Here is a 15146-nt window from a genome sequence, read left to right as displayed (position 1 = left end):
CAACGTTGTCCCGGTCCGAACGCCAGCACGCGGTGACCGGCAGGTAACAATCCGGTCACCGCGTTGTCATGACATTCAGGCAGTAGCCGGATTCGCCTCGTGGCGAGGGTGTACGACGCGTTGTGACTTGAGTGCGCCGAGTGCGCAAAGGACCAGTCCGGCGGCCAGCCAGCACCCCAGTACGACGAGGGGCTGCCCGGCTCCGGCGCCGTCGAAGAAGCTCACCGAACGAAGCGCCGTACCCGCGGCTCCCGGAGGCAGCAGCTGCCCCAGCGCACCCCAACCGCTCGGCAGCATCTCCGGCGCACTCGTCAGCCCGGACAGCGGGTTGCCGAGCAGCATCATCACGGCCGCCCCGAGAGCGAGCCCTGCCCGGCCGAACAACCATTCGAGCCCGAGCAGCGTGAGGCTCACCGCGCCGATCGACAGCGCGATCACGCCCGCATTCCCCCAGTAGCTGCCCTCGAACGACCCCAGCCAGAACTGCAGTACGGCGGCCAGCGCCAGCCCACCCGTGATCGCGAACCCGATCGCCCCAACCATCCGCCGGGACCCGGTCTTGACCAGTTGAGTCAACAACGCTGCGGCGATGATCCCGCCGAGCACCAGCGGCAGCGCGCCCGCAGCCAGACCGGCACCCCGCGGGTCGTCCGCCGGCAGCGGTACGACGTCCGTCACCTTGGCCGGCGCCTCGGGCGACAACCGGGTCGAGAGTTGCGTGAGGATCTGCGCGACCGCAGGACTGCCGGCGGAAGCGGTCAGCACCTCGGGCTGCTGCGGGTCGAGCACGATGGCGCCGTACACGTCCCGATCCTCGATCAGCTGCACGGCTGCAGCCCGATCCGGTACGGCGGTGATCTCGAAGCCACCCGGCATCGCCTGCTCGAGACCCTTCTCCACCTGGGCAACAGCCTGCGGAGGTCCGGCCACCGCGAGGGGGACGTCCCGCGGTTCGGACCGCGCGGCCGGCCAGGCGAACGCGATCAGTAGCACGGTAAGCAGTGCGGTCAGCAGCGTGATGATGACGACTACAGGCGGTCGCTGACGGTTGTCGGCGGCGTGTTCGGGGGTGTGTTCGGGCGCTTGCTCGTGGTGCCCGGTCAGCTGAGCGGACATGATGGGGACTCCTTGTAAACCGAATGACCGTTCTTTATTAGTTCGAGCGTGGACCCTGCACCGCAACTTGTCAAGAACGGACATTCGTTTTATGTTCCCAGCATGCCGAAAGTCACCGAGGAACACCGGCTGGCCCGTCGCCGGCAGATCGTCGACGCGGCCCGGCGCTGCGTGATCGAGCAGGGCTTCCACAAGACGACGATGGCCGACGTGATCCGCGAGTCCGGCCTGTCCGCCGGCGCGGTGTACGGGTACTTCAAGAGCAAGGAGGAGATCGTCGCGGCCATCGCCGAGGAAGCACTGAGCACGGTCGACGAGCTGTTCGAGAAGATCCTGGCGAGTGAGAAGCCGCTCTCCCCGTTCGACGCGCTCGAGGCCGCGCTCAAGCACATCGTCGCGATCGCCGAGCGCCCCGGCGGCGACGTCACCAGGGTCGCGATCCAGGCCTGGGCGGAGGCGCTGCGCAACCCCGCGATCATGGCGACCGCGCAGAGCAAGTACAGCGAGCTCCGCGGACACTTCGAGGCGGTCGCCCGGCGCGCTCAGGCCGACGGCACGGTGGACGCCTCGGTCGACCCGCGCTACATCTCCCAGGCGCTGTTCGGCTTCCTCCCCGGCTTCCTGCTCCAGCGGCTGCTGATCGGCGACGTCTCCCCCGAGACCTACAGCGCCGGCCTGCGCGCACTGCTCCAGCCGTAGCGCATTTGGTGGAGTTTCACCCACCATTCACGGCGGTCCAGCACCCTGGGGAGCGGCGCGTGTGCTCCGTAGCGTCTTGCCCATGAAGAAGAAGACGCGACGGTCGCAGGAATCAGTCGGCGGATCCGAGTACTCGGTCGTCCTGCACGACGTACGACGGGTCTACGGCCGTGGCGCCAACGCCGTCACCGCCCTCAACGGCATCTCGATCAACTTCGCCCCCGGCACCTTCACCGCGGTGATGGGCCCGTCCGGCTCGGGCAAGAGCACGTTCCTGCACTGTGCGGCCGGTCTGGACCGGCCCACGTCGGGCAGTGTGGTCATCGCCGGCCAGTCGCTCGCCGAACTGAACGAGCGCAGGCTGACCGAGCTCCGCCGCGAGCGCATCGGCTTCGTGTTCCAGTCGTTCAACCTCCTTCCGGCGTTGACCGTCTGGCAGAACGTCTGCCTGCCGCAGGAGCTCGACGGCCGCCGCGCGAACCGCGCCGCCGTCCGCGACGTCCTCGACCGGGTCGGCCTCGGCGATCGCCACAAGCACCGGCCCGGCGAACTGTCCGGCGGTCAGCAGCAGCGGGTCGCCATCGCCCGCGCGCTGGTCGCCCGGCCCGCGGTGATCTTCGCCGACGAGCCCACCGGCGCGCTCGACACCCAGACCGCCGCCGACGTCCTCGAGCTGCTTCGTGAGCCGGTCCGCACCCAAGGCCAGACGGTTGTCATGGTCACCCACGATCCGGTCGCCGCGTCGTACGCCGACCAGGTCGTCTTCCTCGCGGACGGCGTACTGGCCGGGAGCCTGGTCGCGCCCACCGCGGAACAGGTCGCCGACCGGATGACTCACCTCGGCGCGCGTGCCCTGTCGGCGGTGGCGGGATGATGCGGCTGGCTGTCCGTACCCTGCGCTTCCGCAAGGGCGGCTTCATCGCAACCTTCGTCGCGGTCGTCTTCGGTACTGCGATCGTGATGGCCTGTGGCGGCCTGATGGAGACCGGCATCCGCTCCAACGTCGCGCCGGAGCGCCTCGCGGCCGCGCCGATCGTTGTCACTGGCAATCAGTCGCATCTTCGTCCCGGTGCGGAGGACTCGACTCCGCTTCCCGAGCGGGTCGGCGTCCCGACCTCGCTGCTGGAGCGGATCCGTTCTGTGGAAGGCATTTCGGCCGCGATCGGCGACTACACGTTCCCAGTCGCGATGCTCGGCGCAGGCGCCTCCAAGGGTGCCTCGACGGTTGCTGAAGGCCACAACTGGAGCTCCGCGGCCTTGGCGCCGTACCAGCTGACCTCAGGCCGGGCGCCCTCCGCCGGCCAGGTCGTCACGACCGCGCCGGGCGCGAAGATCGGCGACCGCGTCACCTTCCTCCTCGACGGCGCACCGACTGCTTTCACCGTCAGCGGCATCGTCCAGGGTCCGGCCGGTCACGCGTTCTTCTCCGACCGCGATGCTCGTCGGATTGTCGACAATCCGGCGCGCTTCGCCGACGTCGGCGTACTGATCGCCCCCGGCGCCGACCTCGACGCGGTGAAGGACCGGATCGAGGCGCTCGACGCCGGGATCACCGTCCGGACCGGGATCGACCGCGGCCTGGCCGAGCACCCCGGCGGCGAGTCGCAGGCGGTGGCGCTGATCGCGATCGCCGGCTCGTTCGGCGGGATCGCGACGATGACGATGATGTTCGTCGTCGCCTCCACGCTGGCCTTGTCCGCACAGCATCGCGAGCGCGAGTTCGCGCTGCTGCGTGGCATCGGCACGACGCCCGGCCAGGTACGGCGGATGATCCTCGGCGAAGCGTTGCTGGTGTCGCTCCCGGCTGTGCTGCTCGGCGTCGTTCCCGGCGTCTTCCTCGGTCGATTCCTGTTCAAGGAGCTTGGCGCGCACGGTGTTGCGTCGACTGTCATCGAGTTCTCCCAGGGCTGGATCCCGTTCGCCGCCGGCGCGGGAGCCGCCGTACTCGCGGCCGTCGGCGCCGCCCTGATCGCGGGGCGCAGGTCGGCCAAGATCCGGCCGGTCGAGGCGCTGATGGAGGCGTCGCTGCAGCGCAAGTGGTTCAGCTGGCTGCGGTTGCTCTTCGGTGTGTTGTTCCTCGGCGGCGGTCTGGCTCTGTTGATCGTGACCGCGACCGTGATGACCGGTCCGCTGGCCGGTGCGACCGCCGGGCCGTCGATCCTGTGCTGGGCGATCGGTGTCGCGTTGCTCGGCCCGTTCTGGACGAAGGCCGCGCTGCTGGTGTGGCGTTGGCCGGTGCAGGCGCTGACCCGGGTCAACGGGCGGCTCGCGATTCGCAACGTCACGGCACGATCGGTGGCGCTGTCGGCGGCTGCGATGCCGATGATGCTTGCCGTTGGCATCTCCACCGCGAACCTCTACATGCAGACCACGCAGGTCCACGCCGCCACCGAGGCGTTCACGCGGGACCTTCGCGCGGACGCCGTACTGGTCTCCTCGGCAGGCCTGTCATCTCAGCTGCTCGCCGAGGTGCGCGAGACTCCTGGTGTGGCGAGTGCTTCGGCGTTCGTCCGCAGTACCGGCGTCATCGACGAGCCCCGCAACGCGCCCTTCGACGAGGAGGGCGCTCCCCTGATCGGCGTCGACGCGCAGGGCGCAGACGGTACGGCGCCGGTCCGCTTGACGAGCGGATCACTGGCCGGCCTGACCGGATCGACCGTCGCGCTGCCGGACTATGTGGCCGACAAGATCGATCGGCGCGTCGGCTCGGAGATCGACATGACGTTGGGCGACGGGACGGCGGTGAAGCTGCGGGTCGTCGCAACCTTCGCGGCTGAACGCGGCTACGAGTCCATCATCCTGCCCGCCTCCCTCGTCGCGGCTCACACCACGGACGGGTTGATCACGCAATTGCTGGTCCGCGCTGCGCCCGGCACCGACGTCCGTCCGGCTCTGGCAACGGTTGCGGCCAAGCACCCCGCCGTACAGGTCGCGGACCGCGAATCCCTGGTCGCGTCGAATGCGGAAGACCTGCAGACACAGGCCTGGGTCAACTACATGCTCGTCGGCATGCTGATCGCGTACACCGCAGTCTCGGTCGTCAACAACCTGGTCTCGACCACGCTCCGCCGGCGTCGCGAGTTCGCCCTCCAGCGCCTGACCGGATCCACCCGCGCCCAGGTTCTGCGCATGCTCACGACCGAGAGCACGCTGGTCTGGCTTACCGGTATCACGCTGGGTACTCTCGTCGCCCTGGCCTGCCTGATCCCCTTCTCCGCCAAGGTTTCCGGCTCGTCGCTACCCACCGGCCCGCTGTGGATCTACCTCCTCATCGTGGCAACCGCAGGCGCTCTGACCTTCCTCTCAACCGTCATCCCCGCCACCACAACCCTCCGCCAGTCCCCCACCCAGCCAACCCACACCGACTAGACGGGGAGGGTGAGGTTCCTGCGGCGCAGCGACAGGACCGCTGCTGCTGCCAGCAGGCCACCAGCCAGGCAGAGACCGAGGATCGGCCCGATGGTCGGGTCGACGGCCGGCGCGTTGGGCACGTGGGTGAAGGGAGAAAGGTCCAACAGCCAGGTCGGCAGTCCCAGCGCCGGCCCGAACATCGGACCGACCGCGATCGAGCCCACCACGAGTGCCCAGGACAGGCCGACCGACCATCGCGGCAGCACCATGATCACCGTGACGACTGCGGCTCCCAGGACACCGATGGCTGGGAGTTGGATCAAGGCCGCTCCGACCAGGTCGCGCAGCAACGGTCCGGTACCGCCGGCAGTTCGACCGCCGGTGACCGCCATCGCCGACGCGAAGACGAGAAGGAGCAACACCGACCCGACCAGGGCGTTGACGGCGTACGCGCCCAACCAGCGAACTCGTGAGACCGCGGTGCCGAGCACCGCCTCCAGTTCGCCCTGCGCCTCGTCGTGGTGCAAGCGCAGCAGGAGCGTGGTCACGAAGATCGCGACGGCCATTCCGGCCATCTGCATCATCGAGGCCCAGTAGGCGCCGAGCAGGTCGGCGTCACCGCCGAACGTGCTGTACCACTCGGTCGCCTCTCCCTGAAGCCCACCGATCTGGTCGCTCAGCGCCCCGAACACCAGCCCGAACCCGAGCAGACCGATCACCCAGCCCAGCAGCGCTCCACGCTGCAGCCGCCAGACCAGGCCGATCGAGCTCAGCAGAGCTGGGCTGGCGTGAGCAGCACCCCTGCGCTCGGGCCAGGTACCCCGGCCTACATCGCGTCTTCCGACGAGGACGATCGCCAGTGCGCACAGGGATGCCATGATCAGCACGGCGAGCGCCATCGGCCACCAGGTGTCGTCGGCGAACGGCCGCATCTGCTGGCCCCAGCCGATCGGGGACAACCAGGCCGGCCACGCGCTCGTGACCCGGAGCGCGGCCGAATCCACGGTCCCGAGCATGTTGCCGAGAGCCGCAAGCATGAACGAGACGCCGAGTCCCGCACCGGCAAGGCCGATCGCTCCGCGCGCAGTCGACGTCAGCTGGGACGTCACGGCAGCGACACCGGTGAAGACGATACCCACCAAGGCAATCGAGGCGCCGGCAACCAGCGAGCCGGCTGCGGGCTGACCCGCGATCACCATACCGAGACCGAGAGCAAGCAGCAGTACGGCGTTCGCCGCAAGGGCAACGAGGACGGCGGCAGCCAGGGAGGCATGCCGGCCGACCACACCGGCGCGCAGCATCTCCTCACGACCGAGTTCCTCGGACTGACGGGTGTGCCGGACGACTGCAAGCACGCTCATCATCGCCGCCAGCACGGCCAACGTGAGTGCGTCCCGGTGCAGGGTGTAGCCGCCGACGCTCGGGCCGGTGACCAGGCCGAGCACGCGCATGCCGGGATTCTCGACCACGATCCGGGTGTCCGGCACGAGAAGCTGGGGGTGCTTGGTGTAGCTGTCCTCGAACATGGCGGTGGTCGCCGCCAGGAAGCCGGCCATGCCCAGGATCCACGCCGGCAGAGTGATCCGGTCCCGCCGCAGCGCGAGGCGAACCAGCCGGATCGTTCCGGTGAAGCCGCTCATCGCACCGTCACCACCTCGGCTGTCTCAGCGGCAGGTACGGCGATGTCCTCGTCGTAGTGCCGCAGGAACAGCTCCTCAAGCGTTGGCGGCGAGGTGATCATCGACCGCACCTCGAGCTCGACCAGGCGTCCGAGCACGTCGCTCAAGTCGTCCGGTTCGACGCTGAATTCCGCATGGCAGTCGTGGACTCGGGCGTCGTGCACGCCAGGCCAGGTCGCGATCGACTCCGGCGGTTGGACAGTGTCGACCACAACCGACGTACGCGTGAGGTGGCGCAGGTCGGCGAAGGTACCGCTCTCGGCGGCACGACCGGACCGGATGATCGTGACGCGGTCGCACAGCGCTTCCACCTCCGCCAGGATGTGGCTGGACAGCAGGACGCTTCGTCCGTCGGTCCGCAGCTCCTGGACCAGGTCCTGGAAGGCCGCCTCCATCAGCGGATCCAGCCCTGACGTCGGCTCGTCCAGAAGATAGAGCTCGACGTCGGAGGCGAACGCAGCCACCAAGGCGACCTTCTGCCGGTTGCCTTTGGAGTAGGCCCGGATCTTCTTGGTCGGATCGAGCTGGAAGCGCTCGAGCAGCTCCGCGCGGCGATGTGCGTTCAGGCCACCCCGCAGGTCGCCCAGTACGTCGATCACCTCGCCGCCGGTCAGGTTCGGCCACAGATTCACCTCCCCCGGAACGTAGGCAAGACGTCGATGCAGCTTCGCCGCGCCACGCCAGGGGTCACCACCGAGCAGTACGACGTGCCCGGCGTCGGCACGCAGCAAGCCGAGCAGCACCCGGATCGTGGTCGTCTTCCCAGCACCGTTCGGCCCCAGGAACCCGTGCACCTCCCCCGCCTCGACCTGCAGATCCAAACCGTCGAGAGCCCGAGTGCTCGGCCCGAACTCCTTCACCAGTCCAGAGACCGCTATGGCAGCTGTCATCGAGACCACCCCTCCAGTGCCGCATCCCGCCGCGGGCACTTACCCGCACCCTCAGCACATCCCCAGCACGCAGCCCCGAGCAGGGCCGAACGTCCACAACAACCCGCCCAACGTCCCACCCCACCCACCAGCCTCCGGCCCGCTCGACAGCCACGGACTAGGACCGGCACGACGCCCACCGGACTGGAGCCGACCCGACGACCACCGGACTGGAGCCGGCTCGACGGCCACCGGGCTCGGGTCAGCCCGACGGCCACCGGACTGGAGCCGGCTCGACGACCACCGTGCCGGGGTCGACTCGATGGCTAACGGGCTGGGGTCGGCTCGGCGACGGGTTGGAGGGCGATGGTGGTGGCCTGGACGATGCCGGCGTTTTCGCGGATCCAGCCGGAGAGGACGACCTGCAGGTCCTCGAGGTCCCGCTCCTCCAGGATCACGCCAGGCACCGGCACACTCGCACCCAACTCCGCGAGCACCGGACGCAGATGCTGATCCGCCAGCAATTTGTGGCTCGGCGCCGCAGAGACGGTGACCGGTACCACAACCGCCCCCGCCAACGCCTGCGGCTTCAGCACATCCAGGAAGCTCTTCAACAACCCCGTATAACTGCCCTTGTACACCGGCGTCCCCACCACGAGCACCGACGCCGACGACACCAGATCGATCGCGTTCTCCAGCGCCGCCCGCTGCTCCTCCCCCGCGTTCTCCCCCTCGAAGATCGCCGGCGCAAACGTCACCAGATCCACGAGCTCATCGATCCGGTACGGCGTCCCGAGCTCGGACGCAAGCAGTTCGGCGACCGAGGCGGCCGCCACCGCGGTCCGTGACCCGGCCCGGGGGTTGCCCACCACGGTGACGACAGACTGCGGCCACACCGGCGGATCCGGCACGACCTGCGGTTCGAACGCGACTGAGGGCATCTGACCCATCTCCTGAGCTCGGCAGTGATGGATCGAGACTAGCCAAAGTCGAGCTTCCTACTTGACTTTCTCAGATTCCGAACGCCTGGCCCGAACCTTGACAACCACGAACCACGTCACCGCCGCCACCGCACCCGCGATCACGACCCATTGGAAGACGCCCACCGAGGACTCGACCACGTGCCACCGCTCACCGAGTTGATACCCGGCGATGATCAGCAACGAGTTCCAGGTCAGGCTGCCGACCGCCGTCAGCATGAGAAACAGCGGCACCGACATCCGTTCCACGCCGGCCGGAACCGAGATCAGGCTTCGCACCACCGGCACCAACCGCCCGATCAGCACGGCCCTCGGCCCGTGCCGGTTGAACCAGTCCTCGGCCTTGTCGACGTCCTCCACCTTGACCAGCGGCAGCTTCCCCGCCAGCGCCCTGGTCCGATCACGGCCCAGTCCGGCGCCCACGCCGTACAGAGCCAGCGCACCGACGACCGAGCCGATCGTGGTCCAGATGATCGCGTCGATGAGACCCAGGTCACCCCGGCTGGCGGCGAACCCGGCCAGCGGCAGGATCACCTCGCTGGGCAGGGGCGGAAACAAGTTCTCCAGCGCTACCGCGAGCCCGGCGCCCGGTGCACCGAGCTTCTCCATCAAGCCGATCGCCCATCCGGCCACACCTCCGGTCGGCTCGTGCGTCGCTTGCAGCGCGGTCATCATCACCTGATTCGTCGTGAACATGGCGACGACGGTAGGCGTGCGGACGATGTCCGCACATTGAAGCCAACCGCCGTCTTTTGCTGGGATTTTCCACAGTACAGAACTGAGGAAAACCGCAGTTTCCTCTTGTCCTGTGCCCACTACTCTTGCGTGCATGCAGCAACGACACGGCCTCCTGCGACGGAGCATCGCGACCCTGGCGGGTCTGATGTCCGGCACGCTCACAGCTGTCGTCGAGCTGTGCTTCGTGCTCCTGTCGGCGCTGGCGCTGGTTCCGGTCCTCGCAACACCACGCGCCCGCCGCTCGGTCGAGGCGTTCAATCATCGTTGCGCACGGCAACTTGCAGTGGTCGAGCAGCGCCGGCTCGGCACGTTCCACGAGATCCGGGATCTCGGCCCGTTCACCGACCGCTCGGCGTACGGCTACATCCTCAGACGCTTTGCGATCGGCGGGCTCGGCGGCCTCGTCGTGCTGTTACTTCTGTACGGGCTGGTCGTCGCGGGGACGATGATCAGCGCCTGGGCCCTGGACGGGACCTGGGGCTTCATCGAGAGCGCCGGCCGAGTCAGCACCGGCACGCTCGCGGTCGCGTCGGTTCCTGGCGCCCTACTGCTCTATCTGAACGTGATGGGGCTGATCGGCGTCGTCGACCTGGACGCCCGGCTCGCCCGGCGCCACCTGGTGCCGTCCGTCGAGGAGACGCTCACCCGCCGGATCTCCGAGCTGACCGTGAGCCGGGCCGAGGTGGTCGAGGTCGTGAACGACGAGCGTCGCCGGATCGAGCGCGATCTGCACGACGGCGTCCAGCAACGCCTGGTCGCCCTCGGCCTGCTCCTGAGCCGCGCCCGCCGGACCCGCGATCCGGCGCAAGCCGCCGAACTGGTCCGCCAGGCACACGAGGAGTCCGAGCTCGCGCTCGCGGATCTCCGTGACGTCGCCTGGCGGGTCTACCCGACCGTCCTGGATCAACTCGGCCTCCGCGACGTGATCGCCGTCCTCGCAGAGCGCTCCAGCATCCCGGTGCAACTGCAGTACGACCTCCCCGACCGCCCACCACCGGACCTTGAGACGGCGGCGTACTTCGTCGTCTCCGAAGCACTCACCAACGCCACCAAACACTCCAACGCCACCCACATCGATGTCACCCTCACCAGTCCGGCGCTCACCGCCGACTCCACACACGACACAGACGACGCGAGGATCCTGATCACCATCACCGACGACGGCCACGGCGGCGCCGACCCCCACGGCCGCGGCCTCACCGGCCTGGCCGGCCGAGTAGCCGCCACCGACGGCCACCTCACCATCACCAGCCCGCCCGGAGGCCCCACCACCATCCACGCCGAGTTCCCCTGCACCGTCCCCAAACCCCACTCATCGGCTACGCGGTTGGCGGCTGGGACGGAGGAGGAGTTGTGCGGGTGATCTTGGCGGAGGACTCGACATTGTTGCGGGAGGGCCTGGTTCGGCTGCTGGTTGAGGAAGGGCATGAGGTGCCGGCGGCGGTCGGGGACGGGGACGCGTTGGTGGCGGCGGTGCGCGCGGGGGCCGATGACGGGGTTCTGCCTGACGTTGTGTGCGTCGACGTACGCATGCCACCAACCCACACCGACGAGGGACTGCGGGCCGCGTTGGCGATCCGGGAGACCTGGCCGTCGGTGGGGGTCCTCGTGTTGTCGCAGTACGTCGAGAGGTCGTATGCGAGTGAGCTGATCACCTCCGGGCAGGCACGGATCGGTTATCTGCTGAAGGATCGGGTGATGCGGGTCGAGGAGTTCCTCGATGCGCTCGAGCGGGTCGGGTCCGGTGGGGTGGCGCTGGACCCGGAGGTGGTGCGGCAACTGCTGTCCCGCACCACCCACACCGACCCGCTGGAACGGCTGAGTGCGAGAGAGCGCGAGGTCCTCGCGGCGATGGCCGAGGGGCACAACAACAGCGCGATCGCGCAGCGTCTGTTCATCTCCTCCAGCGCCGTCGAGAAACACGCCAACGCCATCTTCGACAAACTCGGCCTCACCCACACCCCCGGCTACAACCGCCGAATCCGAGCCGTGGTCACCTATCTCACCAACTGACCACAGCTCAGCTCCGACGAGCGGAGACCCAGACCAGCGGGCCTCATTCCACCATCAACTGCGCGACCTCACGCGACTTGAGGGCCGAGGAAGAGGCCGCCGGAGGCTTCGAAGGTCTGGGCGGTCAGCCAGCGGGCCTGGTCCGAGGCCAGGAAGCCGACGACGTCAGCGACATCCTCGGCGCGGCCGAGGCGGTTGAGGGCGGTCAGCGCAGTGATGGCGTCGGTCAGGCCGGGGGTGGCGAAGAAGGCCGCGTTGGCGTCGGTGCGGGTGGCTCCGGGGGCGACCGCGTTGACGGTGATGCCGCGTGGCCCCAGCGACTGGGCGAGGGTGCGGGTCATGGTTTCGAGGGCGGCTTTGGTCATGGCGAAGGAGGTTTGGGTCGGGTTCGCCATCCGGGTGGCGACCGTCGAGACCGAGATGATCCGGCCGCCGTCCCGCAGCAGCGGCAGCACCCGCTGAATGAGGAAGTACGGCGCTCGCACGTTGACCGCGAACAGCCGATCGAACGCCTCAACGGTGTCCGTCTCGATCGGACCGGCCGGTGGGGCGGCAGCGTTGTTCACGAGGATGTCGAGCGGCCGACCGGCCAGACCGGCCTCGAGCTGCGCGACCAACCCCTCCACATCACCAGGCACCCCGAGCTCCGCACCGATCCGGAACCCGCGACCGATCCGAGCAAGCGTCTCCTCGGCTCCGGCCTTGTCGCTGTTGTAGTGCACAGCCACCTCGACCCCATCCGCAGCCAACCGCTCCGCGATCGCTCGCCCGATCCCTCGCGAGGCACCGGTCACCAACGCCACCCTGTCAGAACTGTTAGATACTCTCATGATGTTAGTATCTATCACATGAACCTGAGGGCACGTCGTCGCAGCGAAACGAAGCACACGATCCAGCGACAGGCGATCCGGCTGTTCATGGAACGCGGGTACGACGCGACCACGGTCAACGACGTCGCCGAAGCCGCCGGTGTCTCGGCGATGACGGTCTACCGGCACTTCGCCACGAAGGAGGACCTGGTCCTGTACGACGACTTCGACCAGCAGGCCGCCGCGACTGTCAACGAACTGCGAGCCGACGAGCCCCTCGTCGTACGGATTGCTCGGACGCTCATCGCGACGTACGACCAGGCGATCGCGGACAAGGAGTTCCACCTCGCTCGGTTGCGGCTGATGATCGCGACCGAGGCTCTGCGCGCCCGTCACCTCGACAGTCAGTACGCCACTCAGGAGGCGCTCGTCGCTGCGTTGACAGCCGGCTCGGAAGATCCGGCGAGCGAGTTCCAGGCGCGGGCCGCGGCCAGTGCGTGCCTGGGAGTTGCTCACATCGCCCTGCTGCGGTGGGCGGCCGAGGACGGTGAGCCGGACCTGCGCAGGTTGTTCGAGGAAGCGTTCACGGCGACGTTCGGGCACCCGCTCTGAGGGTGGATCGACGTATATTCCTCGTATGGCAAGTACGTTCGAAGTGCTCGCGGAGGGGCGGCGGCGGGAGATCCTGGACCTGCTGCGGACTGGGGAGCGCCCGGTCGGCGAGCTGGTCGAGGAACTGTCGATGAGCCAGCCGGCCGTGTCGAAGCACTTGAAGGTACTGCGTGACGCCGGGCTGGTCGAAGTCCGCCACGACGCCCAGCGCCGCTGGTACCGGCTGAGCCCCGCCCCGCTGGCCGAGATCGACGCCTGGCTCGAGCCGTACCGCGACCTCTGGCGCTCCCGCCTCGACGCCCTCGAAGCCCACCTCGACACGATGGACTGATGCGGCCCGGGGTAGCCAAGCAGGGCGGCGGGGGTAGCCGAGGCGAGCGCCGGATGGGGCACGGGCGGCCGAGGCGAGCGCCGGAGGGGTGGAGGTGGATGAGGACGGCCCGGAGGGGGTTCCGGGCCGTGCGGTGGGTGGTGGGGTCAGGTGAGTTCGGGGACGCGAAGGTGGGCGATGGCCAGTTCGAACTCGCAGACGTCGAGGACTTCGGCGCCGGCTTCCTTGGTGGTGGCGGAGCGCATCGAGGCGGCGGCTTCGCGGTTGCTGTCCATCGCCTCCTGGCTGTCGTACGTGACGGACGAGACCGCCCGGCCGGAGGCGCGGTCGATCAGCAGGCTGGCGCTGCAGAAGCCTGCCAGGTCTTCCATCCGCGGCAGTGAGGCCAGTTTGTAGACGTCGATCGACCGGTCCAGGTTCGTCGGGTCGACCTTCACCCAGGTCGCGCGGACGCAGGCGCCCTCACCCGAGCGGTGGTCGCGGTGCAGTACGGCGATCTCCCACTCCTCGACCTTGGGGCTGCCACCGCCCATCGTCTCGGCGATCCGTTCGCGGACGGACCGGAGCCCTTCGTCGCTGGCCCGCATCGCCTCCTCCGACTGCCAGGCGCTGGTGGCGATGCACCGGCCTGACTCCCGGTCGGCGAGCATGGACAGCCCGATACAGCCGTCCATGTCCAGGATCATGGGCATCACTTCGTCGCGCACCTGCGCGATGCCGGCGTCGATCGACCCCGGCTTGGCGTTGATCGTGGTGGAACGCGCGTACACGGTCCACCCCCTTACCCCTCAGGGCAGCGCCCCGGTGGCGCCACCGGTCGGAACCCACACTGCTCCGCGAGCGCGGCCCTGGCAATGCCCGGCGCCCACACCCGCCCGCCCGTGTCTCAACGGTCACGACCGCTCACGTTCGGCACGCCGGAGCCCTCGGCCGGCGGTCACCCAGCACGCACCCCACAGCAGGAAGAACGGCGACCACAACAACAGGTCCCACCACGCCAGGTCCCGAGCCAGTACGGCGTACTCGGGCCGTGCCGGTCGTACTCCGGTCAACACGAGGACATCCCCGACGAAGCCGAACCCGACAACTCCGAGCGATCGGGCCATCATGAGGATGCCCAGAGTCGTGGTCGCCACCACGAGTAGCCGGCGTGCACGCGACGTACCCCACGGCCGGACGGTGGCCAGCGCGACGATCACGCCGACGACCGCCGCGCAGGCGAGCGCCCAGTGGCTGGCGACGAAGAGTGGGTCCCGGGTGAGCAGTCGTTCGCGCAGGTCGGGCGGGAGCGGGTCCTTGTCGGCCAGTGCGTTGGCGCCGAGTGCTTGGGCGAGCTTCATCGATCCGTACGCGGCGGAGAGTGCGGCCGCGCCGTAGCCAGCCGCACGCGTGCGGTCAGCGCGCGGCACGGGTTGTCATCGCGTAGGAGCGGAACATCTCCAGGCACAAGGCGATCGCAACCAGGCCAACGACTCCGTGGTACCACTGCCAACCGACGCCGATGCCGACGAACCCGTCCACCAGCATGACCCCGCCACCACCGAGGACGGCCAGCGTCATGACCGCCAGCACGACCAGCATCAAGGGTCTTGGCACCCCGCGACCCCGAGCCGAAACGGAAGCGATGGCGATGCACGCACCGAGTACGCCGGACGCACACGCGAGCCACTGCGCGAGGGTCGGGTCGAGGAAGTAGCCCGCAGTCTCCGCCTCGGACACCGGCGGCCCGCTCGGGAAGCCCAGCCGGGCTTGCAGGGCGAAGGCGGCTTTCCCGGCCGCATACCCGGCAAAGAGCAAAGCCAGCAGGTACGCCGGCCAGCGGCGTACGGAACCGGGGGCAGTCATGGCTCGACGATACGAACGGGCGTCGCACGTCGGACTCCCGCCGGAGAGGGAATCACCTCCCCCCACCGGGGGATCTGCCGGACCCTGGCTGGAACTGTCGGCGG

At 68.8% G+C, this 15146-nt stretch carries 16 protein-coding genes; 7 read left to right on the top strand and 9 right to left on the bottom strand.

Annotation, left to right across the window (positions count from 1 at the left end):
- Positions 1-75 precede the first annotated feature (75 nt).
- Entirely contained in the window at positions 76-1116 is a 1041-nt protein-coding gene (locus tag ACIBGM_RS34730; RefSeq protein ID WP_396387939.1) for a hypothetical protein, read from the bottom strand.
- Positions 1117-1218: 102 nt separating this feature from the next.
- Here ACIBGM_RS34730 and ACIBGM_RS34725 point away from each other — a divergent pair, with 102 nt between their 5' ends.
- From ACIBGM_RS34725 to ACIBGM_RS34715, 3 genes are all read left to right on the top strand, one after another.
- Complete coding sequence (locus ACIBGM_RS34725; RefSeq protein ID WP_360535301.1) at positions 1219-1815, top strand: TetR/AcrR family transcriptional regulator; 597 nt, start codon at positions 1219-1221, stop codon at positions 1813-1815.
- An 82-nt stretch (positions 1816-1897) separates the two neighbouring features.
- Positions 1898-2689, top strand: a complete 792-nt coding sequence (locus ACIBGM_RS34720) for an ABC transporter ATP-binding protein (protein WP_360535299.1) — start codon at positions 1898-1900, stop codon at positions 2687-2689.
- Positions 2686-5184 carry an ABC transporter permease gene (locus tag ACIBGM_RS34715; protein WP_396387938.1) on the top strand — a complete coding sequence of 833 codons (2499 nt, stop codon included), beginning with the start codon at positions 2686-2688 and terminating at the stop codon, positions 5182-5184. Before ACIBGM_RS34720 ends, ACIBGM_RS34715 begins: the two co-directional genes overlap by 4 nt.
- Here the strand turns inward: ACIBGM_RS34715 and ACIBGM_RS34710 are convergent.
- From ACIBGM_RS34710 to ACIBGM_RS34695, 4 genes are all read right to left on the bottom strand, one after another.
- Positions 5181-6806, bottom strand: coding sequence for an ABC transporter permease (locus tag ACIBGM_RS34710; RefSeq protein WP_396387937.1), 1626 nt, complete (start codon positions 6804-6806; stop codon positions 5181-5183). The two genes, ACIBGM_RS34715 and ACIBGM_RS34710, sit on opposite strands and share 4 nt — an antisense overlap.
- The gene (locus tag ACIBGM_RS34705) at positions 6803-7735 is read right to left on the bottom strand and encodes an ATP-binding cassette domain-containing protein (protein WP_396387936.1); all 933 of its coding nucleotides are present in this window, start codon (positions 7733-7735) and stop codon (positions 6803-6805) included. Before ACIBGM_RS34705 ends, ACIBGM_RS34710 begins: the two co-directional genes overlap by 4 nt.
- 305 nt (positions 7736-8040) lie before the next feature.
- The gene (locus tag ACIBGM_RS34700) at positions 8041-8655 is read right to left on the bottom strand and encodes an NAD(P)H-dependent oxidoreductase (protein ID WP_360535291.1); all 615 of its coding nucleotides are present in this window, start codon (positions 8653-8655) and stop codon (positions 8041-8043) included.
- A 57-nt stretch (positions 8656-8712) separates the two neighbouring features.
- Positions 8713-9390 carry a DedA family protein gene (locus ACIBGM_RS34695; protein ID WP_360535289.1) on the bottom strand — a complete coding sequence of 226 codons (678 nt, stop codon included), beginning with the start codon at positions 9388-9390 and terminating at the stop codon, positions 8713-8715.
- A 133-nt stretch (positions 9391-9523) separates the two neighbouring features.
- Here ACIBGM_RS34695 and ACIBGM_RS34690 point away from each other — a divergent pair, with 133 nt between their 5' ends.
- The gene (locus ACIBGM_RS34690; RefSeq protein WP_360535288.1) at positions 9524-10795 is read left to right on the top strand and encodes a histidine kinase; all 1272 of its coding nucleotides are present in this window, start codon (positions 9524-9526) and stop codon (positions 10793-10795) included.
- Positions 10786-11445 (top strand): response regulator transcription factor, encoded by a 660-nt coding sequence (locus tag ACIBGM_RS34685; RefSeq protein WP_360535286.1) that lies wholly within the window; start codon positions 10786-10788, stop codon positions 11443-11445. Before ACIBGM_RS34690 ends, ACIBGM_RS34685 begins: the two co-directional genes overlap by 10 nt.
- A gap of 68 nt (positions 11446-11513) precedes the next feature.
- Here the strand turns inward: ACIBGM_RS34685 and ACIBGM_RS34680 are convergent, their stop codons facing one another.
- The gene (locus ACIBGM_RS34680; RefSeq protein WP_360535284.1) at positions 11514-12239 is read right to left on the bottom strand and encodes an SDR family oxidoreductase; all 726 of its coding nucleotides are present in this window, start codon (positions 12237-12239) and stop codon (positions 11514-11516) included.
- A gap of 54 nt (positions 12240-12293) precedes the next feature.
- Between ACIBGM_RS34680 and ACIBGM_RS34675 the strand changes: the two genes are divergently transcribed.
- Positions 12294-12866 (top strand): TetR family transcriptional regulator, encoded by a 573-nt coding sequence (locus ACIBGM_RS34675; RefSeq protein ID WP_360535282.1) that lies wholly within the window; start codon positions 12294-12296, stop codon positions 12864-12866.
- Between the two features lie 25 nt (positions 12867-12891).
- Positions 12892-13197, top strand: coding sequence for a metalloregulator ArsR/SmtB family transcription factor (locus tag ACIBGM_RS34670; RefSeq protein WP_360535280.1), 306 nt, complete (start codon positions 12892-12894; stop codon positions 13195-13197).
- A 146-nt stretch (positions 13198-13343) separates the two neighbouring features.
- On the opposite strand, the gene ACIBGM_RS34665 is transcribed toward ACIBGM_RS34670, so the two are convergent.
- The 3 genes from ACIBGM_RS34665 to ACIBGM_RS34655 form a co-directional block, all read right to left on the bottom strand.
- Positions 13344-13967, bottom strand: coding sequence for an antibiotic biosynthesis monooxygenase (locus tag ACIBGM_RS34665; RefSeq protein WP_360535278.1), 624 nt, complete (start codon positions 13965-13967; stop codon positions 13344-13346).
- Positions 13968-14090: 123 nt separating this feature from the next.
- Positions 14091-14606: a DUF3995 domain-containing protein gene (locus ACIBGM_RS34660; protein ID WP_396387935.1), complete on the bottom strand. Its 516-nt coding sequence runs from the start codon at positions 14604-14606 to the stop codon at positions 14091-14093.
- On the bottom strand, positions 14593-15042 hold the full coding sequence (locus ACIBGM_RS34655; protein WP_360535274.1) for a hypothetical protein: 450 nt from the start codon (positions 15040-15042) through the stop codon (positions 14593-14595). The genes ACIBGM_RS34660 and ACIBGM_RS34655 overlap by 14 nt, the downstream gene beginning before the upstream one ends.
- Positions 15043-15146 lie beyond the last annotated feature (104 nt).

Source organism: Kribbella sp. NPDC050470 (assembly GCF_044458365.1).
Lineage (GTDB): Bacteria > Actinomycetota > Actinomycetes > Propionibacteriales > Kribbellaceae > Kribbella.
Note: the sequence above shows the minus strand (reverse complement) of the source record. Positions and strands in the feature narration are given on the sequence as shown.